17 protein-coding genes are annotated in these 24,166 nt (G+C 49.9%); 3 read left to right on the forward strand and 14 right to left on the reverse strand.

Annotated elements, in window-relative coordinates; translation table 11 throughout:
* Positions 1 to 8 precede the first annotated feature (8 nt).
* From P2H89_RS24385 to P2H89_RS24405, 5 genes are all read right to left on the reverse strand, one after another.
* Positions 9 to 458 (reverse strand): hypothetical protein, encoded by a 450-nt coding sequence (locus P2H89_RS24385; protein WP_275831896.1) that lies wholly within the window; start codon positions 456 to 458, stop codon positions 9 to 11.
* A 19-nt stretch (positions 459 to 477) separates the two neighbouring features.
* Positions 478 to 870 carry a hypothetical protein gene (locus P2H89_RS24390; protein WP_275831897.1) on the reverse strand — a complete coding sequence of 131 codons (393 nt, stop codon included), beginning with the start codon at positions 868 to 870 and terminating at the stop codon, positions 478 to 480.
* A 117-nt stretch (positions 871 to 987) separates the two neighbouring features.
* Positions 988 to 1,425 carry a hypothetical protein gene (locus P2H89_RS24395; protein WP_275831899.1) on the reverse strand — a complete coding sequence of 146 codons (438 nt, stop codon included), beginning with the start codon at positions 1,423 to 1,425 and terminating at the stop codon, positions 988 to 990.
* 91 nt (positions 1,426 to 1,516) lie between these two features.
* Positions 1,517 to 1,834 (reverse strand): hypothetical protein, encoded by a 318-nt coding sequence (locus P2H89_RS24400; protein WP_275831901.1) that lies wholly within the window; start codon positions 1,832 to 1,834, stop codon positions 1,517 to 1,519.
* A 20-nt stretch (positions 1,835 to 1,854) separates the two neighbouring features.
* Positions 1,855 to 2,295 (reverse strand): SUKH-3 domain-containing protein, encoded by a 441-nt coding sequence (locus tag P2H89_RS24405; RefSeq protein ID WP_275831904.1) that lies wholly within the window; start codon positions 2,293 to 2,295, stop codon positions 1,855 to 1,857.
* Positions 2,296 to 3,034: 739 nt separating this feature from the next.
* On the opposite strand from P2H89_RS24405, the gene P2H89_RS24410 reads away from it, so the two are divergent.
* Positions 3,035 to 3,286, forward strand: coding sequence for a hypothetical protein (locus tag P2H89_RS24410; protein WP_275831906.1), 252 nt, complete (start codon positions 3,035 to 3,037; stop codon positions 3,284 to 3,286).
* Between the two features lie 65 nt (positions 3,287 to 3,351).
* Here P2H89_RS24410 and P2H89_RS24415 read toward each other — a convergent pair whose 3' ends face one another.
* Genes P2H89_RS24415 through P2H89_RS24430 form a run of 4 tightly spaced genes read right to left on the reverse strand, consistent with a single transcriptional unit; the run spans position 3,352 to position 8,732 of the window.
* Positions 3,352 to 5,091, reverse strand: a complete 1,740-nt coding sequence (locus tag P2H89_RS24415; protein ID WP_275831908.1) for a glycoside hydrolase family 43 protein — start codon at positions 5,089 to 5,091, stop codon at positions 3,352 to 3,354.
* A 60-nt stretch (positions 5,092 to 5,151) separates the two neighbouring features.
* Positions 5,152 to 6,018, reverse strand: coding sequence for a sialate O-acetylesterase (locus tag P2H89_RS24420; protein ID WP_275831910.1), 867 nt, complete (start codon positions 6,016 to 6,018; stop codon positions 5,152 to 5,154).
* Positions 6,019 to 7,932, reverse strand: a complete 1,914-nt coding sequence (locus P2H89_RS24425) for an alpha/beta hydrolase-fold protein (protein WP_275831912.1) — start codon at positions 7,930 to 7,932, stop codon at positions 6,019 to 6,021.
* A 35-nt stretch (positions 7,933 to 7,967) separates the two neighbouring features.
* Positions 7,968 to 8,732: a helix-turn-helix domain-containing protein gene (locus tag P2H89_RS24430; protein WP_275831914.1), complete on the reverse strand. Its 765-nt coding sequence runs from the start codon at positions 8,730 to 8,732 to the stop codon at positions 7,968 to 7,970.
* A gap of 180 nt (positions 8,733 to 8,912) precedes the next feature.
* Here P2H89_RS24430 and P2H89_RS24435 point away from each other — a divergent pair, with 180 nt between their 5' ends.
* On the forward strand, positions 8,913 to 13,061 hold the full coding sequence (locus P2H89_RS24435) for a hybrid sensor histidine kinase/response regulator transcription factor (protein WP_275831916.1): 4,149 nt from the start codon (positions 8,913 to 8,915) through the stop codon (positions 13,059 to 13,061).
* Positions 13,062 to 13,106: 45 nt separating this feature from the next.
* Entirely contained in the window at positions 13,107 to 14,288 is a 1,182-nt protein-coding gene (locus P2H89_RS24440; RefSeq protein WP_275831918.1) for an endo-1,4-beta-xylanase, read from the forward strand.
* A 168-nt stretch (positions 14,289 to 14,456) separates the two neighbouring features.
* Here P2H89_RS24440 and P2H89_RS24445 read toward each other — a convergent pair whose 3' ends face one another.
* From P2H89_RS24445 to P2H89_RS24465, 5 genes are read right to left on the reverse strand one after another with little or no spacing between them, the layout of a single operon-like run.
* A complete protein-coding gene (locus tag P2H89_RS24445; RefSeq protein WP_275831920.1) occupies positions 14,457 to 16,610 on the reverse strand; it encodes an endo-1,4-beta-xylanase in 2,154 nt (717 codons plus the stop codon).
* A gap of 27 nt (positions 16,611 to 16,637) precedes the next feature.
* Positions 16,638 to 17,591 carry a DUF5627 domain-containing protein gene (locus P2H89_RS24450; RefSeq protein ID WP_275831922.1) on the reverse strand — a complete coding sequence of 318 codons (954 nt, stop codon included), beginning with the start codon at positions 17,589 to 17,591 and terminating at the stop codon, positions 16,638 to 16,640.
* Positions 17,592 to 17,618: 27 nt separating this feature from the next.
* Complete coding sequence (locus P2H89_RS24455; RefSeq protein WP_275831924.1) at positions 17,619 to 19,388, reverse strand: RagB/SusD family nutrient uptake outer membrane protein; 1,770 nt, start codon at positions 19,386 to 19,388, stop codon at positions 17,619 to 17,621.
* A gap of 33 nt (positions 19,389 to 19,421) precedes the next feature.
* Positions 19,422 to 22,238, reverse strand: coding sequence for a SusC/RagA family TonB-linked outer membrane protein (locus P2H89_RS24460; RefSeq protein ID WP_275831926.1), 2,817 nt, complete (start codon positions 22,236 to 22,238; stop codon positions 19,422 to 19,424).
* 38 nt (positions 22,239 to 22,276) lie between these two features.
* On the reverse strand, positions 22,277 to 24,157 hold the full coding sequence (locus tag P2H89_RS24465) for a RagB/SusD family nutrient uptake outer membrane protein (protein ID WP_275831928.1): 1,881 nt from the start codon (positions 24,155 to 24,157) through the stop codon (positions 22,277 to 22,279).
* Positions 24,158 to 24,166 lie beyond the last annotated feature (9 nt).

Genomic DNA, 24,166 nt, shown 5'->3' on the forward strand with positions numbered 1-24,166 from the left:
ACCCATCCTTACCATATTAAATGCAGATTGGTAATTTTATCCTGATCGCTTTGGAAGCTACTTTCAGGAATAGATGTATGTATAAACAACTGACTATTCTTCGATGTCTTAAAATGGAATAGAAGATTTTCATCGTAAGGGACAAAGCTCTTGGTATAAGGTCCAAACAATTCACCAAGTTCCTTTACTGAAACATCAAAATCTCCAGAAATTAAGACAGACCCAATTAAAGAACCTTCGTAGTCTATGTCAACTCTTTTTACTACGGGTGTTTGAAACGGTTCGAATGTCATTCTTTTTCCCGTATCCCTCAGTTCTCCCGAAACTCCGTCAAATATGCTCTTTACATCACCCCTATTATCAGTAAAGTAATCAACAAGTTGGATAATGGAATCCTTGTCAATTTTAGTTGAAAAATCAATCACCGGGCTAAAGTATTCATTGGAGAATGTTTGCACTATTCATCGAACTGCTCGTTTACCCATTCCAATCATCATCTGAAGGGGATGCTACAAAAAACGAACTAACTCCAAATTTGAAAGTCCAGGGGTCGATAACCGAAGTCGAAAAAATACGCACCCGCAAACCATTGTCTATTACTAAAATAGGATCATAGCTTGGTTCTTCTTTTGATCTTTCAATTCGTATTATGCTACGGCCTATCATTTCCTTCAGATACAATTCAGCATCCGAATCATGACAGCCTTTAATCATGATCACGTCATTGACAACTACCCAATCTCCTAACGTGTTAAAGTGCCAATTATCGCCGCCCATGTACAACGCTATGTTGTCCCATGATACTTCTTTAATTAAAAGAGGTACGCTGGCGTTGGCTACTTCTAAAAAATCATCAAAGTATGACTTCATATTTTCGAGTTTGATGTCATTCAATTATAACCTCAGTGCAAATACAAAAGAACGGTCCTCTTCGGGAACTGTAGAAATGATTGGAACATTACCAAACATCATCTGCCAACATTACCTTTACCAAGATGTAAGAACAGTATCTTTTGCCTTATGAACAGTGAATCTCTCTTCGACTTTATTAATGACAATATTATTGAACGATGTATCAAAACCATCTATTTTAAACGCAGTATCACTGTTAATATTAATTATTATCTTCTTCGCTTTCAGTATAAAACTGCGTCCTTCACCCGTCAAAGCATTTGTGGTCACCAATGCGGTAATTTCTTTTCTGCCTGCCATTATCTTCACGGTATCAGCGTTAAAATATTCAACAAAATATACAATTTTGGTATTGTCATAGCTTCTTTCAGCTGAAGTTTTTGCATTACGGCTATTATGACAGGAAAGCAAAAAAGCAATTGATGCACTTAATAACACTAAAAAAACAAACATTCCACTAATGCGTAATTTCATTCCATTATCCTTTAAAATATTGGCAGGAGCATTTACCATAAAATCTGCTATCAGGTGCTACAAGCCTGTGTTGTTTCCAATGCCACTCCATTGATATTCCGGTCTAATCGCAAACCAGGCAGAAATATAACTACTGCTTTTCAGGAGGCCAGGCCCTGTCTTCCGGCCAAAACATAGGCTTAGGAACCTGCTTAGAATACGTCCTTTGCAAATGGGCAAAATCCTCGAATATCTCAACATTTTGGGCCAACAATTGCTCTATTAGCAATTCCACAATATCATAATCGTCAAACATAAAGAAACTCTGCCTAAACTTATGGGTCACCGAATATTTGAATATTAGCCCCTCACCATCTTTACCGGTTTCCTTTATTAGAACCAGATTTCCGGAATTCTCCTGAATAATCTTTTCTACCTCCTCAACTACTCTTTTTGAATATTCTTTCATTCCATTATTAATGTAATAATTCAATAATTGTATTTGAGAATATCTTTCCTTCGAATTGTGTTGTCAAGAAATTCCTCAAACGAAGCGCCCAGCTGATAAACCCCTCCTTCCGCCACCATATAAAACGATAAGTCTAAGGCAATCAAAAGTAACCCTGTTTCAAAATGCAGCAACCCAGCTGGGACTAACTGTTTGCCCACAATAGCTTCCATCTTTTTGACATCATCAGGGTCGGTGCAGCGCCTGCCTCGGTCTACATTTAACACAATATCACTAAACTCCCCACTTGGCAAGGCAAATTCGATCCTCAGGTTCCAGAACTCTTTCCATAGTAAGATGACCTTCTCATTCGGAAGGGAGAATCCTTCCCTTGATAAATCCTCTATTTCATATTCTATATTAATGCTTCTGTTCTCATACCATCCGGCGGAATCCAATAATTCCTTGATTAAATCGTCCATCTCTGTTTTTTGTATTAATACCTAAACAATTCACTGCATCACACGCCCTTCCACTTTTAGTGAAAGTGGCTTGTTTTCGAAACTTGCGCTATTTGTACGAGACCGGTACGGGTGCGGTACGGATCGGGTACGGGAGCGCCTGGGAGCGGGTGCCTCCGGAAGATTTGGGAGCAGATCCAATTCTATTACTCCGGCCCTTGGGCATAATTTCGGGAAGCTTCCCTTATTCCGCATTGCAAACTTAAGGTAGACAGCAAGGCTTTAAAAGTTTTTAAGAAGAAAATCTATATGGCGTACAGGTAATGTCAGGTTATGTCATGACACTATATGACATGCGAGGAAAGAGCTATGCCAGGGGAGTCAACAAGGCTTGCCTGCAATCCTGCTGATGGAGCTAATGCCCATGCCTTCCTTAATCAAGCAGCCGTACCTGTCACTATAGACACGATTGGAACATCATAATAAAAATACCAAGTATTACGGGGCGTCCTTTTATTGTGGCAGTTGATCCAGCGAAGCAATCTTTTCCAAACACAGCGGACCGGCCACCGACTGCAGCTTTTCTACCCGTTCGACCAAAGTACTTATCTCTTCCCGGGTTATGTTGTAACACCAGCCAGCCAGTCACCCGCAACCATCCGCGCATTTATTCCGCATTCCTTTTTGGCCTGGCGCAAATGCCGCATGGAAGCTGCGGGCAGCTTTTGCTGTTATTTTTTAAATCTTAAATGTTTTGTTTATGAAGTATTATCTGGTGGCTTCCTCTACTTGCTGTATGGTAGGCATTGAGCAATGCGTGGTCTACATCGTCTGCCGGTCGCGGCAGGCAGCCTTCACTAAGCAGTTCGCCGGCCACATCCTCCTGTCGGCAGCCAGCCGAGAAGCGCTGCCGGCAGCACCGTTGCGCATGTTTAATGAAGGGCTCCGGCCCTTAATCCATCTTCCGGCAAATACTATATTGCCCGCTTGGGGGATGGTGTCACGCGAATGACACTTTAACCATGTGTTGTGGGTAGTTTATAATTTTAGACCATTTACTTCGGTTGTATACGCATGTCAGGGAACCTGAACATCATTGGCCGATGTAGCATACAAACCAATCAGCGCACCGGTAAAACCACCCGCCACATCGGTCGACAGGATATCACCCGAAACGACTCCTCCAATGGTTTTGAATTGCTTGCCATCCGTTGAATACGCGAAGATATAAGCATCGCCCTGAGCGGCCACCTTCAACTGCACCGCGGATCCGGCCACCAGCTTTTCGCTGCCTGCAATGGTAGACTTTCCATTCTCTGTTCTCTCGAGCACCACAAACAGATCGTTTCCCTTTTTAGTGATACCGAATACATAATGAAAGGTCTCCTTTTGGTAGCAGACCAGGCCAGCCAGGTCTTTGTCAGTTGCGGGAGTATAATTCAATTGTACCGTAGCCTCGAAATGAGCATGCTGCTGACGGTAAAACAAGGTCGACGTAGGCGCTGTAGCCTTAATGCTAACCGGGAAAGGATTGATCCGCACGCCCTCCTTAGTACTGGTGATGAATTGCTCGCGGGCCCCGCGTACGCCAATCCATTTATGATCCAGCCTGGAAGCCGTCAGTTCGTCTGTAAAAGAGAAATTGCCATTGGGCAAAAATCCATTGCGCCCCGCCTGGTTGCTCACTCCCGCCGGCATATTCGTTCTCACCTTCAAAGGCACCAGCCCGTTTTCAAATACCGGAAACTCGCCACTCCAGTCCACCGGCAAAATAAAAGTCTCACGGCCCGTATTCACGCGGCCCTTTTCATTGGGACGCACCGCCAGGAACACACCGTAGTATTTTCCCACGGGACCTTCTACCAAATCGGCATGCCCCGCCCAATCCACTTTATTGCCCCTGTCTTTAGGAAAATAACGCTGTGTTAAAATTGGATTGTTATTGGCCGGCTTAAAAGGCCCCTTGGGACTATCCCCCACAAAGATCACCTCACTATGCCAGCCACCAGTGCCGCCTTCTGCACACATCAGGTAATAGCGCCCATTTCTCTTGTACAGGTGCGGCCCCTCGATCCAGATAGGCTTTTGCGTAATATCCACGCCGCCATCAACGATAATCTGATCAGTCCCTTCTATTACCGCGTCATTCGCCACATCGTATTCCCATATCTTGATCACCCGGTGACCGTTGTACAACGCTTTACCCCGCGGCGGCGCATCATTGTGCACTACATACGCCTTACCGTTGTCATCGAAAAACAAGGAAGGGTCGATACCATCAAATTTCAATTTCACAGGATCACTCCACCCTTTGGCAGGGTCCTGCGTTTTTACCACCATGTTACCGATCCCCCCGGCGATCTGCGTGGTGATCATATAGAAAGTATTGTTGTGCGGATTGTATTTGATATCGGGCGCGTAAATACCGGCCGAGATCCCTGCTTTCTCCACCTTTAGTTGCGACGGCCTGTCCAGCACGTGACCGAGCTGCTTCCAGTTTACAAGATCGGTCGAATGAAAGATGGGTACACCGGGCACCATGGAGAAAGAAGAGTTAACCAGGTAATAGTCATTTCCTTTCCGGGTAATGCTCGGGTCGGGATAACATCCCTGCAGGATCGGACTGTAAAACTCCCCCTCCCGCAACGGATTATCCGCATATACACGGTCATTACCCTGGTAATTGAACCTGGTAAACAGGGGCTGATTTTTAAGGGGTACGGCTTTTTGTGAAAAAGCAGGAGCGCCCGCCAACAGGCTCATGGCAGTCCAGATCATCGATGGCATCGCAACGTTCTTAACAGTGAATAGCTTCATTATTGAGTGCTGATTTTTGAGTAATATAATAGGGTACACGCCACTTCCGGCCATCTTCATCTATTCAACGCCTTTCGCACGGTCACCCTGCGCCCGCGGATAACCGAGTAAAGCAAGCATAACATCAGCATAGCGGCCACCCAGGACCCGGTATCCTTCTGCGTTGAAATGTAAATTGTCTTCCGCATCGGCACACCCCTGCGATGAAATAATATGGGCCGTAGGGATCACCTGGGGCAATGTGCCGATGATCCGGTTCATACTGGCGCAAATGCCACCCTGCTCGGCATGTACCACTTCACCGGCCAGCAGTGGAACCTGGGCAGCATCCAGTTGCAGGTCCTGCAGCAATTGTTCATATACCTTCTTAACCTTCAGCGGCCACCTCGTATCGCCGGTATTCGATTCACCCTGGTGCAGCAAAATTCCTTTGATCACGCCGTCGCGTTGTGCCAGCCTGGCCATGTCTACCAGTCGCGCATAGGGGTTGCCGCTGTACTCATTCACCATATTCTTCAACCAGCCGGGAGCCGTAGCTACATAATCTGCAAATCCATCTTTGTCAAACAACTCAATCTTACAACCGCCAACCGATATATTGATAACGCCTACCCGTACCTTGACAGGCAGCGCGGCTATCAGTTTCCGTCCGAAATAATCGACTGGCGTTAGTCCCGTTTGGCAACGGCATAGCGGAGGCCGGGCCGGATACCATTTACCCATGGCCCTGTTGAGGCTGGGACAATCTACCGCCTCCATTACCAGGAAACGATCACTCACACTCGTGTCCCGGTCTTCGAACCGGGCATTGCCCTCCATATTCGATTGGCCAAGGCACAGGTAAATATGAAAATCGGGATCCTGCGCATAGGCAGCGTCGCGTGCCAGCAACAGCAGGCACAGGAGCATCATTATTTTGTTGGGCATTTATTTGAATAATAAGGAAGCGAAAGAATAAAGATTATTACGCCACACCGGCCAGGTATGACCACCGGGATATTCACTGTAAGTATATTTCAATCCGAGGTCATCAAAACGCTTAAGCATGATCTGACAATTATTGTAAGCAATATCCTCCTTGCCGCCCATCGCGATCCAAAACAACTTCAGCCGCTCCTTAATAGCAGCCGGATTGTCCCGGATAAAATTGTACTGCGCTGTCGAGATCGCTTCCTGAGCAGGCAACCATCCCGAACTGAACACCCCTAAGTACCCGAATAGCTCCGTGTTTTTAATACCGGCATAAAGCGTTTGAAGACCGCCCATCGAAAGGCCGGCAAGCGCTCTGTTGGGCGCGCCTTTCGCTGTCCGGTAATTGGCTTCTACAAAAGGGATCACCACCTGCTTAAGTTCATTTTCAAAAGCGCGCAATGGCTGCTCGGTAAATCCACCCATCCCCATATTGCCATCCATCATCACAACCAGCATAGCCCTCGCCTGCCCGGTCGCAAGGAGATTGTCCATAATGAGGTCGGTATTGCCCTGGGTAGCCCAACCCCGCTCATCTTCGCCACCGCCATGCAATAGGTACAATACCGGCAAAGCCTGCGCGCCGTTATCATAACCCGGTGGCGTATAGATAAAGAAACGCCGCCAGGAATTCGTGACGGTCGAATAATAACGCTTGATACGCACATCACCGTGCGGCACATCTTTTACGCTATAGTAAGCCCCACCCTTAAACGGTATCTCTATCCCACTCGCCATCCTTCCCATTCCGTAAAAAGTTTCACTGGCCGGATCGGCCAGGGGCACCCCATCGATCAGCAGCGAATAATAATGAAACCCCTCACCGATCGAATCGGTGGTTACCTTCCAGTAACCGCCGGTATCGCGCGCAAGGTCATATTTACGGCCCAGGTCAACCTGTACCTGCTGCGCAGCAGGCGCTTTGATCCTGAACGACACGCGATGATCGGGCATTACCTGAGGGTAGTCGGCCGATCGCACATTGGTAGCAGCACGCGTGCCCAGGATCGTGTACGACGAAAAACTCCCCGGGTCTACCGGCTTGAACAGGAACTGCGAAAACATATGCAGCCCATTCTTCCATACTTTGAAATCATGCACACCCGGTTCTATATAGTAAATATGAGGTACGCCTTTTTCAAATAGGTAATCATGCGTTCTTTTGCTGAAGCTAATGAGGTTATCCTTGTCGCCACAGGAGATCCAAAGCAGTTTCAACTGCCGTTTGGCAGCCTCCGCATCCGGCACCAGCAATTCGGGTTTCTTCGTATTCGGGGCAGAAGAGAAGCCCCCCACCCAGGCAAAGCGATCCAGGTTGCCCAGGCCAAAATTGAGCGACTGACCGCCCCCCATCGATAAACCGGCAATCGCCCGGTTTTCCCGGTCTTTTAAAACAGGGTACTTTTTCTCGACAAAAGGAATGAGGTCATTCAGCAGATCCTGTTCGAAGGTGGCAAAAGCCTGTACCTTGTCGGGCGCCATCACATTACCGGTCGCACGGTCATCCTTCATCGCACGGCCGTTGGGCAGCACGACGATCATGGGCGCTATTTTGCCATCCGCATACAGATTATCGAGAATGACATGCGGCTTGCCATGCGTAAACCACTCTTTTTCGTCGCCACCAATACCGTGCAAAAGGTACAGGACGGGATACTTTTTCCTCGATGAAAAACCGGGCGGTGTATAAACCAGCATCCGGCGGTCGGCCCCCACCGTTTTGGAAGCATAGGTAATCGTGTCGATCTTCCCGTGCCCAATATCGCTCCGCTCAACATCAAAACCCGGTGGCGCTTGCTTATCGGTGGGTTGTGCAGCAGACAGGAAAGGAATGGTAAACAGGATCAGTAGAAGAAAGTAAGTATATTTCATAATGGCAGTTGTTAAACCTTCGCCGTTCCGGCTATTTACGCAGCATCGGTAATGGTCTTGCTTCGTTGGTAGCCCGAAGGGGTCATGTTGAAGTATTTGAAAAACGATTTACCAAAGCTGCTTTGCGACGCATACCCCATCATACGCGCAACCTCGAAGATCCGGTATTTACCGGTCGTTAGCAGTTCCGCTGCTTTCTTTAACCGCATCTCATTGATCAGTTCATTAGGGGTCGCAATACTAACGTTTTTCATTTTCCGGTAAAGCGTAGGACGGCTCATGTACATTAACCTGGCCAGCTTGTCAACACTCAGGTAGCTATTGACTTGAACGTCCGATAAACAGGCCTGCAGCCGCTGCAACAACAGTTCTTTTTCCTCCGCCGGTAAAGACTTATTCATCGTTACCGACCGCTCCGGCAACCGCCTCGTTGCTCCGGAGGCTAACTGTTTCTCTATCTCTTCTTCAAGCAACACCGGCAATAAAGGCCCGCTGATATGCGCATCAGCCCCGGCCGCCAGGCAGTTGATCCGTGCTGCCGCCCCCTCGTCACTCGTTACGGTGATCAAAGGAATAGGTGCCGATGTTTGATCCTCCTTAAACCGGCGGCAAAGTTTCCACCCCGGTTCCGACAGGGAACCCGCCTGGCAAATGATCAGCTGAATGAACTGCATGCCCAGTATCGGCCAGGCTTCACTGCCAATATTCACCGTAAAAAGATGGTGGCCGTAGGGCATCATCCTCACCAACATGTCCAGCGATTCCTGCGAATGGGCAACAATCAGAATATTACTCCGCATGGCAATATCGTTTTAGGGAAACTTCACTTTTTTGAGACGGAAAAACGAAAAATAATTGTCAATTTCACGTCATCACAAAAATAGCTGGCAAGTAGACCAGGAGAATGCTTCATTTGTTGAAATCAATGGCACAAATGTTCTCCAACTATTCTGTTTCAGTGTTTTAACGATCGCATGCTTATGTGGAACTATAGATACACACTATTGTTGCTTTCCCTGCTGCTTACGCTGGCCGGCCGGTCACAAACGGCTCCCCTTAATTTTACCTCGCTTTCAACCAAAGACGGCCTTTTGTCCAATTCGGTCAACGCCATCATCAAAGATCAGTACGGCATGATGTGGTTTGCCACCGATGACGGACTGAACAAGTTCGATGGAACCAATTTCACGGTTTACCGGCACCTGCCAGGAGATTCCACCAGCCTCCGCGCCAATGAGATCCTGGCCCTGCATGAAGACCCTTCCGGCAATTTATGGATCGGTACCAGCGGTGGCGGCCTCAGCCGGTACGATCGGAAAAGCAACGCATTTATACACTACCCCACCACCGGTCAAACCGGCGAACTGCCCTCCCACGCAGTGATCCGCGGCATCTCCAGCGACCCAACGGGTAAACTGTGGGTGGCACAATACGAAAACCTGTTCCTCCTCGACCCTGCCACCAATACCCTGTCCAGGGTCGATCTTTCGAAAGCTGATAATAACCAGCCCAATAGCAGGGTCCTGACCTGTGTATTTGCCGACAGCAAAAAACGGATCTGGATAGGCACCCAACAAGGCATTTACCTGTATGATAGCAATACCGGCCGTGTGCGCCGGTACCAAAGCAACCCCGACCAGCCCGGCAGCCTCCTGCACAACGAGATCAGGGCCATTGTTGAAGATGAGAACGGCGTAGTCTGGATAGGCACACCAGCCGGCCTGTGTACCTTCCGCACAAACGGCGCAGGCTTCGACAACCATAGTTACCTCAGCGGCCCGTCGAGCGGCCTCAGCAGCCATGAGATCACCTGCCTGGCGCCCGACGAAGCTGGCCGCCTATGGGTTGGCACTTCCGAAGGCCTTAATATCGCCGATACACGGGCGCACCGGGTAACCACCTACCTGCCACGGGAAGGCAATATTTACAGCCTTACCAGCAAATGGGTAAGATGCGTTTACATCGATCAGCAAGGGATATACTGGCTGGGCACTTTCCGCGGAGGCATCAACAAATACGACCGGAACCTCAACCTGTTCGACCTCAAACTGAGCAAAGCACTATTTCCACAAACACGGTCAGCGGCCATCATCAGCGCAATGGCCGAGGCCCCGAACGGAGACGTATTCATTGGTTCCGACGGCGGCGGCCTGTACCGCTACAACCGGAAAACCGATCAGGTTAGTGAGATCGAACTTGGTTTGCCGGTTCACAAAAGCCATCCCCTGTCAGTATTGGCCCTGCTGGTAGCCAGCGACAACAAATTATATATCGGCACCTATGCCTGGGGCCTCATCACCATAGACCTCCATACAGGCAGACGCTCGTATATGCACCAGGGCCCCGGCCAGGAACAGCTCAACTCCAACAATATATTCTCGATCAAAGAAGACCGTAAAAAACAGATCTGGATCGGCACCAACGGAGAGGGAATCAATATAGTGAAGGAAGGACGGGTGGTCAGGAAGTTTACACCTCATCCACGCGCAAATATGGCCAACGAGGCACTGCTGCCCAGAAATGGCTTTGTGCGCGCCATTGAAGAAGATACGGCCGGCAATATCTGGATCGGCTCACATGGCGGCGGCATCAACGTGTACCATCCGGGCACCGGCACCTGGACCACCTACGCTCAAAATAACAGCCTGCTGCCCAGTGATAAGGTACAGACGCTGCATTGCGACAGCCAGGGACGCATTTGGATAGGCACATTTGGAGAAGGGCTCAGCCTGTACAACCCGGCACAGAAAAACTTTATTACCTACTCCGAAAAAGACGGTTTGCAAAATACCACCGTGTACCACATACTGGAAGATTTCAACGGGCTGTTGTGGTGTAGCACCAATGCCGGCATCACCAGTTTTGAGGCAGAGAAAAAAACTTTCCGTAACTATAGCTATCACAATGGCGTTCAAAACAACAATTTTGCACGCGCATCCGGCATTCGTTTATCCAATGGCAATCTCATGTTCGGCGGACTGGAAGGATTTAATTATTTTGACCCGGCCGCTCTCACCATCAACCGCAATGTGCCGCAGGTCAGGCTCACCGACCTCAAAATATCGAATAAGTCTGTCGTTCCGGGAGAAGATGGCCCCATCCGATCGCATATTGCAGTCGCCGATCAGGTGCATTTAGCGTACAGACAAAACTTCGTCCTCAGTTTTGTAGCACTCAACTATACACTCCCCCAGCAAAATCAATACGCCTACAAGCTCGAAGGTTTTGATAAAGATTGGAACTACACAGGCACCGTGAACACGGCATCCTATACCAACCTCGACCCCGGCGAATACACCTTCTACGTTAAAGCCGGTAATAATGACGGCGTATGGAGCAGCGATCAACAGATGATCCGCATCTACGTACACCCCCCCTACTGGCGCACCACCTGGGCCTTCATTGTTTACGCGCTCGCCGCCTGCGGAATTTTATTGTATAGCCGGCACATAGGCATCCTGCGCATCCGGAAAAAGTTCCTGCTCGAACAGGAACGGCAGGAAGCCAAACGCATCCAGGAGCTCGACCGTCTCAAGATCAGGTTCCTGACCAACCTCAGCCACGATTTCAGAACGCCGATCTCCCTCATCATGGGTCCGGTAGATCAATTGATCGTTCAGGAACAAACCGAGAACCGCCTCGACAAACTGAGCATGATCAAACGCAACGCGCGAAGGTTGTTGAACCTGGTAAACCAGTTACTCGATTTCCGGAGGATGGAAGAACATGAATTGAGCCTGCAATTATCGCAGGGCGATCTCGTAAACTTCCTCAAAGAGGTAACGGATGCCTTTATGGACTTTGCCGAAAGAAAGCATATCCATTTCCTGTTCCATAGCAACAAGCCGGCCTTTCACGCTTTTTTTGATCACGACAAAATGGAGCGCATTCTTTTCAATCTGCTGGCCAACGCATTCAAGTTCACCCTGGAAGGAGGAAACGTACGGGTCGAATTACAGGTACTCGATAAGCCAGCCGATCCGCAACACCAATGGGTCTCCATCCAGGTCAAAGACTCCGGCATTGGCATTGCCAAAGACAAACAGGAACAGATATTCGAACGCTTTTTTCAAACCAACAGCAGCACTGCAATATTAAACCAGGGCACCGGAATTGGCCTCTCCATTACCAGGGAATTCATCAAATTGCAGGGGGGCACCATCGCCGTCGACAGCGAACCCGGACAAGGAGCTACCTTCACGATCGAATTGCCATTACAAACTGTTGTACCTATACCGGAAGCAGAACCGGCCCTGCTCCCCCACATAACACCTGCCGTGCAGGAAGAAGCACCCCTGAATACAATTACAACTACAACCGGCAATGCCCCGCTGCTCAACCCGGCCGATTTGCCGCTGCTGTTGCTGGTCGAAGACAATGAAGACTTCCGTTTCTACCTCAAAGACAATCTTTGTAACAGCTATAAGGTCATCGAAGCGGTGAACGGAAAAGAAGGTTGGCAAAAAGCCCTTGCGCATCATCCGCAATTGATCGTAAGCGATATCACCATGCCCGAAATGGATGGTATTCAGCTCGTCCAAAAGCTGAAGGCCGACAAACGTACGAACCACATCCCCGTTATCCTGCTCACAGCGCTAACAGCCGAAGAGCAACAATTGGCCGGACTCGAAACAGGGGCCAACGATTATATCACCAAACCATTCAATGTCGAATTGCTGCATGCGAAGATCAGGAACCTGTTGCTGCTCAATAACACCTTGAAATCAACCTATTCCAAACAGATCAAGGTCATGTCGCCGGAAATAGGCGTACAGTCGGCCGACGAGCAACTGCTCCAAAAGATCGTTCACTACCTCGAAGAGAACCTCACCAATCCTCAGGTCTCTGTAGAAAACCTGAGTAAGGAGGTAGGCATGAGCCGCAGTTCACTCTATAGTAAACTGCTCGAACTCACAGGACAAACGCCGGTAGAATACATTCGCTCCTACCGCCTCGACAAAGCAGCTGCCCTGATGGAAAAAAGTGATAGGTCGATTGCAGAGATCGCCTACCTGGTTGGATTTTCCACACCAAATTATTTTGCCAAATCCTTTAAGACAAAATTCAACATGCTCCCATCCGAGTTCATAGCCCGGATGCGAAAAGGCGCAAACAACAATGACTTGTAAAAACAGGATCCTTTTAGTTCAATCGTCTCACCAATTCATCTACACATGAAAAGCTATTTATCATGGGCATGCGGTACTTGCCTGCTTGGCCTTCACCTGTCGGGTTGCAATACCCGCCACACCACGGCATCAAAGGCATCCGGAACGCCAGCGTCTGCTACAGCCACGGTCGTTCCTTCCCTGAAGGAGACCTTTCAGAAGGATTTCCGCATAGGCACCGCTTTCGACTTTACCCAGGCAGCAGGCAGGGATACCAACACCAGCCGGTTGATCAGCCGGCATTTCAATGCGGTTACGCCCGAAAACACCATGAAGGCGATGCATCTTCATCCTGAATGGGACCGCTACAACTTCGGGCCTGCCGATCGTCTCGTTGCCTACGCGCAACAAAACAACATGCCACTCAACGGACACACGCTTGTGTGGCATAGCCAGCTGCCCGGATTTATGAGACGGATGAAGAATGCCGACTCCGTACGTCATTTCTTTACCGATCATATCACTACGGTAGCTTCACGGTACAAAGGGAAAGTGTATTCGTGGGATGTCGTTAATGAAGCCTTGAATGAAGATGGATCGTTACGCAGATCAGTGTTTCTCCAGCACCTGGGGGAAGGTTATATTGTAGAAGCGTTTCGGCTCGCCAACCAGGCGGCGCCGGATGCCGAACTGTATTACAACGATTACAACATCGAGCAGCCGAAAAAAAGGGCCGGCACCATGGCCCTCATCAAAAAGCTGCAGTCGGCTGGAGTCCGTATCGATGGTGTAGGCATACAAGGGCACTGGCATATCGACAACCTTCCGCTGGCAGCCATCGAAGAAAGCATTCTGGCATATGCGGCGCTCGGCGTAAAAGTGATGTTCACCGAACTCGACCTCACAGTACTCCCTAATCCCTGGCAGAATAACACAGCCGATATCGGCAGAACAGCCGAAGGAAGCGCAGCCATGAATCCCTACACGCAGGGATTGCCCGACTCGGTACAGGTAAAACTGGCAAAGGCCTACCAGGACCTGTTCACTCTTTTCCTGAAGCACGCCGACAAAATAACCCGTGTTACCTTTTGGGGTGTCAACGACGGTCATTCCTGGTTGAACAACTTTCCGATCCGGGGAAGAACGAATTATCCTTTATTGTTCGATCGGAACAACCAGCCCAAGCCGGCATTCTATGCAGTCATCAATACCAAAAGCAACAACAGCATTGAAAAGCTCAATGAATAAAAGCTTGTTCACGTAGCAACTCTACCCTATCGATCATTGGCAGCTAAACCGGTCCCGCGTTTCCACGCCTGGGGCCGGTTTTATTTTTATCCGCCCCTCCATCTGTAAACAAAAAAATCCCCGGCCACGAAAAGCCAGGGACAATTGCTATATGAGAGATACGGATGCTTATTTCAAATTTGCCTTGATGCCTTCTGCCACCAGTCCGTAGGCTGGTTTGCGTACGTAGGTCTCCGTCCAGATACCGATGGGTTCTCCGGCACGCCAATTGGAACTGGCCGGACTATCGAGCGGACTCCAGATCGTGATGCCATAGCGCTGTTTTGCGGGAATCAATTCAAAGTATTTATCGATCACATATTTATACAGTTCGGCCTGCGCCTTGTAATGAGCAGCGGTTGCCTCCGGCGTCTTGATCCCTACGCCAATATCGAGTTCGGATATTTTGATCAGTTTGCCGGTAGCAGCCAGCAATTTGAACATCTCTGTAATATTCTCCTTATTGGCAGTAATGCTGATGTGCATTTGCGTGCCGATGCCATCCACCTTTGCGCCCTGGCTTTCTATGTATTTAACATACTCGATCAATCCACGGCATTTGTCGAGGCTATACTCGAGATTGTAATCATTGATGAATAGTATATCGGATGCATTGCCGTATTGGCGCGCCAGTTTGAAGGCGGTGACCCCGTAATCTTTGCCCAGGTAATCCTGCCAGTAAAACTCATCGGTTGCCAGCGTTCTGCCCACACCTGTTTTAAGCTCATACGGTTTACCATCATCCATCGGCTCGTTAACGACATCCCAGGCCTTTACCAACGGTTTCGCCACGTCGAGCATGCCCTTCATCCATTTATCGAGTGCTGCACCAATCAGGATCGATTTTTCCAGTGGGGTCTTTTCGGTAACGGTCGTTGAACCTCCGGTTGCCTTACTGCTTTTCAATACTACATCATCTATATACACTGTTCCGGCATACTCACCATAGCTGAAGATCAGCCGGCTTCTATCGGCCGCTGTTGCGGTGGTAGCGACGGTTACCTGTTTCCAGTCGGTGGTTACCTGTACCTGGCCAAAACCATTCGAAGAGTAGTTGGCGCTTTGCAATTCAGGGCGGATAACGCCGGTGGCCGTCCCCTTCACCCAAAAGCTCAATTCGTACGTTTCGCCGTTGGTAAGATTGGCTGCAAAAGGGTAACTGGTTTGTACATCCCAGTAGTTAGCTGCTTTGGCAGGGTTGGTGACAAAAAATGCCTTCCCTTTATTGCCAACACCCATACCATCGGTGGTAACACCACGCGTACTGCTGCCACCCCAGCCGCCCCAACCAGACCCGCTTTCAAAATCGCCACCGGTTACCAGGTTTACGACAGCAGGGGCCCCCTGCGTATCATACACATAAAAATTGTTGACATCTACCGTGTAGGTTACACCGGGTTTATAACCCAGATCGAGGTGCAGTTTGATATTGCCTCCCGCAAAATCGCTTACCTGGAATCGTATCTCTTTCCAGGAGATACCGGTCGTAAAGGTCTCGGTAGCCTTGCCCGATTTTGTCCAATCGATCGCCGGTGTGTTATTATTCAACCCTTCAAAAGCGATCCGCCCTTCACCGGGTTTATCTGACTTAATGTACAGGACGACCTCGTACTTATGTGCCGGGTTCACGGCGATCGAAGGGGATATCAGCTGCAGGTCGGCAGCAGCGGAAGAGCCACCACTTGATATCAGCTTCAATGCCTTATTACCGGTACCCATTCCTTCGTTGTCGGACACCGTGATGCCCCCGCCAGGGTGACTCCGATCCCAGGCTGTAAAACTTTTATCCTGTAGGCCAGCCAGGTTGAGGTCGTTCGCATAGGCCGGCGCAGTCACCACCATCGGCGACAGCAGTCCGTTCAGGTAAGCCGCTTTCTGGTTCGCATGCCACACCAGGGTATGTCCATATACAGTCGTACCGCCAGCTTTGGCGGTTTCCAGCAGGACCTTTACCTTCGCGAGGTCCAGGCTTCCATCGGCCTGCACCACCGCGCCATGTTTCATTTCATAGCCCAGTACGATCTCGTCGAAGTTCTTGTTGGCAAGCCGGTATTTTACACCCTTATCAAGATACTCCTGCAACCCCAATGCTACGCCCCATTTAAAGTTTGGATGTGCACCGCGATTGATGAAGCTCTTCAAGGCCTCATAGGTGTCGAGATCTTCCTGTGCGGTTACCGTAGCGGGCTTTTCGGTCCCGAAAGCCGGCGATTCATATTTGTTGCAGGCCGGCATCAACGCCAACACCGAGAGTCCTGCTGCGATCGTTAGTATCTTTTGCATAACAATGTTTGAAAATGGCACAATAGGTTATTTCGCTACCGGGTTAAAGGTTTCCATGGTTACGGCACGGTCACGTATCACCAGTGTATCTGTCGTCGTGACTTGCATATCCGGTAAATTCACCGTATAGTTCAGGTACAGGGCGTCCCGATCCTTACCACCAAAGCTGTTCTTTTCACCGCGCTTTACAAACTGGCCCGTACCGGTGGCGGTCATATTCGCCGATCCGCCTGTGACTGTACATTTACCGGCATCATCAAAGCGCAACAATAGTGTACAGTTCACATTGACCCCGTTCTTATCCTTATACACCAACGGAAACTCAAGATCTTTCATGGTCTTCGTATTCAGCTTATTCACTTCATCGTCCTCTACATACGGTTTATGACGTACGAGGGTGTTGTTGACGCTCCCCGTGATCACGTCTTTTCCCCGGCGCAAATAATTACCATGCCAGGGGTTGACATATTTAACGGCATACAAAACATAGCCCTTCCCATCGAGGATGGAGTCGGCGCCCGACTTGCCGGTCATACGAACCGGGATCACGTAGGTATTTTTGATCGATTTGGGATCATTGAAAAAGGCGTCTGTCAACTGAACACCCACTGAACCGGTGAGGCCGCCTTCCTTGATCACGATGTTGTTGGCGGCCAGCTGGAAATAGTTGTTCGGCATCGGTAACACTTCGTCTTTACCGGTACCAAACAACATACCACTACCCAGCAAGCTATTGTCGACGGCAATCGGTATCGTTACATCCCGCTTACTGTAATAAACGCCACCGGTCGTAGCTACGATCTGGCATTTTCCCTGGTTATCCAGGTCGGTATTGAATACATCTTCCCCAAACGTGATGGTACGTACCGGAGATTGATAGGCGAAATACACCGTTTGGAAAGCATAGTCCGGAAACTCCGCCTTTTTGTTACAGGACATCAGGGCGAACAGGCCAATCAATGGTAAAAGCAGTTTTTTCATTATTACTAATTTCAAGGTCAAAAGAATTTAACGCCATCCCTGGTTTTGTTCCAGTGCCCCAAACTTGAGGATCTCTCCATAGGGAATCGGGCCATAGATCATGAATGGCTGAAACTGTCTCGGCTCTACATCGAAGGCCGTCGGCACATTGTTACGGATACTTACTCCTTTAGCCGTCTCGGTCATCGGCGCCTTCCACCGGCGAAGGTCCCAGAAGCGGAATCCTTCGAAACAGAGTTCCAGCCGTCGTTCATTGCGGATCAGCTCGCGCATTTGCTCCTTGCTGCCTTTTACCAGCTCCAGGTAAGCATCTCCATTGGTGAGGCCGATACCAGCACGTTTGCGGATGGCCTTGATCACATCATACGCCGAGAATCCCTGATTTCCTGTTCCCATCGGGCCCCACGCCTCATTGGCCGCTTCGGCATAATTGAGGTAGATCTCCGTGTACCGGATATGCGGTTTATAATGCCGTTGGTTATTGGCCGAATTGGGATTCAGGTTCACATCCTGACGCAGCAACTTGCGCAGGTAATATCCGGTACGGGTAGAGGTTTCTACTTTATTGAGGGCGTCGTTGGTGGTACCGTCTGCTGCCGTGTTGATGGTAGCACTGGCCGGACCGGCCGTACCGCCATTTACCAATATATAAGTTTTCAATCGCGGATCGCGGTTGTTATAGGGATTGCCGGCGTCGTATCCGCTGGCTGCGTCGGTGATAGGATAGCCGGTCAGTGTAGGAAAAGCATTCACCAGGTTCTGCGTGGGGTTGATGCGGCCGCTGCCAAACAGGCTGGGTGGAAAATTCTGCTGTTCCAGGTCACGGTTATCACCATGATTGTTACGCCACAGGATCTCCGGTGGATTGGCTCCATCGGCCAATGCGGCAATCTCGCTGGTGTTGGCATACCAGGTGAGCCCATTGGTAGCCAAGGTGCCGATACCACCTTTCAGTGTCAATACATCTCCGGCGTAGTTAGCCGCCTCCACCCAGGTGGTGCTATTGCCCGCTGCAAAGGCCGGACTGGCAGCCAGCAGCGCTACCTTCGAGCGGATGGCCTTTACGATACGCGCTGAAATCAAACCACGAAAATTGATGCCCAGTGCGCGGTTATACTGTTCCGGACTTACGGCGCCAAACTTTACCGGTACCTGGGCGGGAGCGTTTACATTCTCGTAGTCGAGCGGCAACAATCCCTCCGCATCGCTGAGGTCGCTGTAGATCTGCTTCATACATTGATCCAACGTGGCCCGCGGCTGATTGAAATTGGCATCGGTTTTCTGCGGCTGTACGATCAAAGGCACACCCAGCAGTGCTCCGCCCTCGCTCATACCAGCATGCGTTTGCAACAGGTGATAATAAAAGAGCGCACGCAATCCATAGGCCTCCCCTTTTACGCGCATGCCGAACAACCTGCTCACAGCCCCGTCGGCGGCCCATTTAACCGTATCAACGTCCTTCAAAAGAATGTTGATATATTGAATGGCCGCATAGGCATTCGTCCATTGACTGGCCGGATTGTTGTTGGCCGTCCATTGTCCGTTTGCCATTTTCAGGTAGCCGTTCGCCTGGTCGTTCGTAACGGCATCATCGGTGGCTACATCATTGAATGACCAACCGTTCGTGGGAATACGGTTGTAACCGTTCAGCAGGATGCCGAATGGAAAACGCGCATCATTGGGCACATATTGATCCGGGTTTAGATCCCGGTTATTCTCTATCGCCGGTTCCAGCAGGTCCTTACAGCTGCTTAGCAGGACTACCGGCAACACCAGCATCATAATACTTCTTTTCATATGCATTTGCTTGATTAGGCCGCCAGGTCCTGATTAGAACGAAGCGGTCACTCCGAGGTTAAACAAACGGGTTTGCGGCGCACTGCCAACATTGGTTTCAAGAACTTTTCGTTCTCCCGATATCGTCAGCAGGTTAAACCCACTGACATATACACCGAGTTCTTTCACAAACTTCTTGTTCCTGAGTACACCACTCAGGTTATAAGACACCTGCACCTTGGCCAGGTCGAACCGGTTCGTGCTATACAACCAGAAATCGGAAGCCCGGAAATTGTTGTCGCTGTTGAAAGTGGTGAGGCGTGGATACTTGGCTGTTGCGGCCGTCGCCGGCGTCCAGCGGTCACGTACCACGATGGAATATTTATCTTCGCCGTCGACCCAGAAATAACTATTGTTTTTCAGATCATAGGCACCAAAGCGACCGATACCAATGGCAAGGAATGACAGGTTCTTCCACTGTGCGCTAAGGTTTACTCCAAGCGTAAAGGGAGCCCCAAACCAACCGCCACGGCCCAGGTACACTTCGTCGCGCAAGTCGATGACACCATCACCGTTTTGATCCCTGTATTTGATATCGCCAGGTTTCACAGCGCCGAATGTTTGTGCAGGCGAGTTTTTGATATCGTCTGCATCCTTGAAAAAGCCAAGGCTTTGCAGTCCCCAGATGCCATCGATGGGTTTGCCTTCACGATACTGGTACGCATCCTGGAACACTTCGGCCCTTTGCGTGGCTTTGGTGCGGTAGTACGTTCCTGTAACACCCAGTGTCCAGCTTACATCGCCCAGTTTTTGATGCAGGCGTGCATTGAAGTCGAAACCCACCCGCTGATCATTGTTGTAGTTTACATAGGGGATGAATGAGGAAACAGGAAATCCGGTCGTGAAATAGGAAGGGAACAAAACACCCGCCTGGATAATGTTGCCGGTGATGCGATTGGCAAAAACATTGGCTTCTACCTGCACGGCTCCCTTCAGCAAGGAACTTTCTAAACCAATGCTTACCTCTTCTCTTTTGGGGAAGCTCATCTCATCGTTATTACCTCTTCGCGATTCCGTAGCCTGGATTCCACTACCATCCTTCCAGCCATACCAACTGCCCAATACGGTATATACTCCCTGGTACAGGTAATAACCGGTAATATCCAGGTCTGTGTGCAGGATGCCAGCCGATGCCGTGAGGCGCAGATCGTCCACCACCCTGCTGCCACGAAGGAAAGGTTCGTTGCTAAGGCGCCAGCCAAGCGAAACGGTCGGTGAAACAGCCTGGCGTTTCCCTTCCGGCAGCCGGGCGCTATGCACCAGCGCACTGCTGAGGTCTATATAATAGATTTGTTTGTAATTGTACCCCAACTGCAAACCCAGGTTCGCATTACTGGTCGCATGGTACATGGCCGACTCCTTTTGCTGCCAGCCGTTCACCAGCAATACGGCAGAGACATTATGCAATCCTTTGAAGCTGTTGACATAGTTGAACTGCCCCGTAGCCCAGATCGTTTGCCGGTACCAGCTATTGCTCACAGTTTGAATACCGCTGCTGGCATCCTGACTATACTGCGTCAGGTTGCTTACAAGATCCTTACCCGAATAACTGTTCCAGGCAGGAGCATAGACTGCATAAGAATTATTGAAAGCCAGGTTGTACGACGCATTGTAATCCACGGCAAAAGCACCGCGAAAACTCAGCCCCTTCAACACATTGCGCAAATCGGCATTCACGCCTGTATTGAACTGAAACTGGCGGCTCGTGTATTTGTTGTTGCCACCCGCATAGATGGCCGCGATAGGATTCGTTTGATCGAGCTGCGTGCCGCCCAGCAGGTATTTACCATTGATGATATGGTTGCTGTTCTTTACATAGATCTGCGAAGCCTCATCTTCAGGCTCTATCATATCCAGGGGGATCAGCGGCGTATACCGGTGCGGACGCAAGGTGGCGGCGCCTTGCCAGTAGTTGGTATTTACCCCCTTGCCGGTATAGAAGATGGCTGTAGCATCAACATTGCAGGATATATATTCGTTGAGGTTGATGTCCACATTGCCACGAAGGTTCAGCCGGTCCACGCGGTCGTTCCGGATCGCTTCGCCGAAGTTCAATAGGGAGCCGGCCGTAATGTATCCCACATTAGTGTAATAACGTGCCTTATCATTGCCTCCTGTTATTTCGGCTGTTGCATCATAACGGCCGAACGTCTTTTTAAGATATTGGTCCGAATAATAATCGACACTTGGATAGCGATAGGGGTTTTTACCCGACGCATAATTATAGATCGTTTCAGGAGTATACAACTCGGCGAGTCCTTCATTCCGGCGCGCCTCGTTGTACAAGGTCATGTACTCGGCCGAACCCAGGTATTCGGGGTACTCTTTCGGTACATGCATCCCGGCATTCACCCGGATATCGACCTTTTGAGCGCCGGCCGATCCCCGCTTGGTAGTGATGTACACCACACCCTTGGCGGCACGGCTACCATACAGGGCCACGGCATTCACCCCCTTCATAAAAGTTATCCTGTCGATCTCGGTAGGTAATACGTTGGTCGCCTCGCGCGGTACGCCGTCGATAATAAGCAGGTAACCGCCCATGCCCCATAGGCTGTTGCCATTGAAGCCAGCTGCCCAGGCATCCATGTTCTCCAGGCTATAGGCCATATAGTTTTTTTTCATTTGCCCGGCAACATCTACAAACGACACGCCGCCCAACGCATCTTTTTTATCCAAGCGTCTAAACGCCACCTGCACCCGTTGATCCGGAGCGGCCTGCGCACTCACTTCGCTGCTGTCCTGTGCCATGCCGGCCGGCCCCATTGCCGCCAACACGCCCAGCATCAGTATATTTTTTATTTGCTTCATGAAATGGTTGATTAAAATTTGATAAAGAATGCCGCACACTACCAACCCGGATTTTGCGGAAACTCGAGGTACAGGCTGGCATCCGAGTTCTTTAACGGAAACCAATAATGCTTTTCGGTATACTTGCGCTCCAGGATGGTAACTTCCCGCAGGTTCAGCACGCGGTTATTTTTCGGATCTGCCGCGTTGAAACCCGGTGCACGGTCAAACTCCAACGATTTTTTGAGTGTATAGGGGGCATCGATGAACAGCATCCAGCGGCGCAGGTCATTGAACCGGTGTCCTTCGAAGGAAAGCTCCACCGCACGCTCGCGCCTTACCTCGGGCATAAAGGCAGCCAGCGAACCGGTAAACTGTGCCGCTACATGGCCGGCGCCTGCACGATCGCGCAGCACGTCGATGGCCTCTACCGCCGTTTTGCCATAGTTACCCGATTTACCGGCCGGCGTACCGAAGCCCTGTGCTGCTGCTTCCGCATACATCAGGTACACATCGGCCAGCCGCATATACGGCAAGTGAATATTGAGACCTTTATCGTATGAAAAGCCCTGGTCATGCTTATTGGAAGTAATAGGTATGAACTTGTACAGCAGGTAACCGGTGCGGCTTCCTGTACTTACATCCCGGTAACTGCCTCCGGTGAAAAGATTGGCATACCGGTTGGATTCCACAGGTGCAGCACCCTGAATGCACTTCACCCCATCGTACACGAAATCATTATAAAAGCGCGGATCGCGGTTGCGCCAGGGATATTGCGGATCATAGCCCGATTCTGCATCGGCTTTGGTAATATCCTTGATCGGCAAACCATTTGCCATTCCATAATAATCAACATAATTGGCTGTAGGTGAAAAGGTGATCGATTCGTCGACGAGAATACCGGCCGGGCCGTATTGCGCAGCCGTATTGTACGTAGAGCCATGCGCTCCGTAATAAGGGCCGCGGAAGATGGCTTCCGTGCCACCCGGCATTGCGAAATTTTGTCCTGTCGTGTAGAAATTATTGTAGTATTTCGAAAACTCGAGCAGCTTATAAGGCGCCTCTCCCACCTCGCACAATTGCAGTACCTCGCCGAATGCTTCCGCAGCTTTCTTGCAATAATCAGTATTGTAGCTCTTATTCCCTTTCGACACGTAGTTCATGAGCGGACTTCCTGCCCACAGGTAATTCTTGCCCAGGTAGCTCAACGCCATGATCTTGTTGATGCGCAGTTGATTCTTACCCAATGTGCGCTTGCCTGCATTGGTATTATCCCAGTTCAGGGGGAGCAGTTTTGCTGCCTCCGCGAAATCAGCCCCGGCTTTATCGGCACACTCCTGGTACTTCAGGCGGGGAAGGGTCAGCTTCTCATCACCCGGTAATACTTTATCGATATAGGGAAGGCCGCCGAAGTACTGGATGAACATAAAATGAAACCAACCGCGGAAAAACAGGAGTTGCCCTTTGATGAGATCCTTCTCTTCCTGGGTAGCCTCCGTCAGCTTATCCATATTGGCCAGTCCCATGTTGCACTTGCGGATGCCATACCAGCCCAGCTTCCAAAGCGACTTCGCAAAACGGTCATCGTTGGTACTGGTATTGTTACGGTCCATCCACCCGGCTTGCCAGCCGTCATACTGCGCTTGCCAGCCCCAGAAATCACCATTGTCGATCTTAAAGACGAAATGAAAATCACGTACCGTGCCCTGTATCTCGTCTTCGCCCCAGTTCCAGCAATTGGTCCAGTAAGCGTTGCTGAAATCAGGGATACAATGATAGAGTTCTTCGGTAAAGCCCTGGAAATTCGTAAAGTTTTTAAAAGCATTCTCTTCCGATACGATCGATTGCGGCTCACGGTCCAGGAAACGCTTGCACGAAGCCAGGCCCGATACAGCGCCTAAAAACGCCAGCAGCAATAACGACTTGATATGTTTTTTCATGATGGTCAC

The sequence above is a fragment of the Paraflavitalea sp. CAU 1676 genome, from assembly GCF_029223285.1.
GTDB lineage: Bacteria > Bacteroidota > Bacteroidia > Chitinophagales > Chitinophagaceae > Paraflavitalea.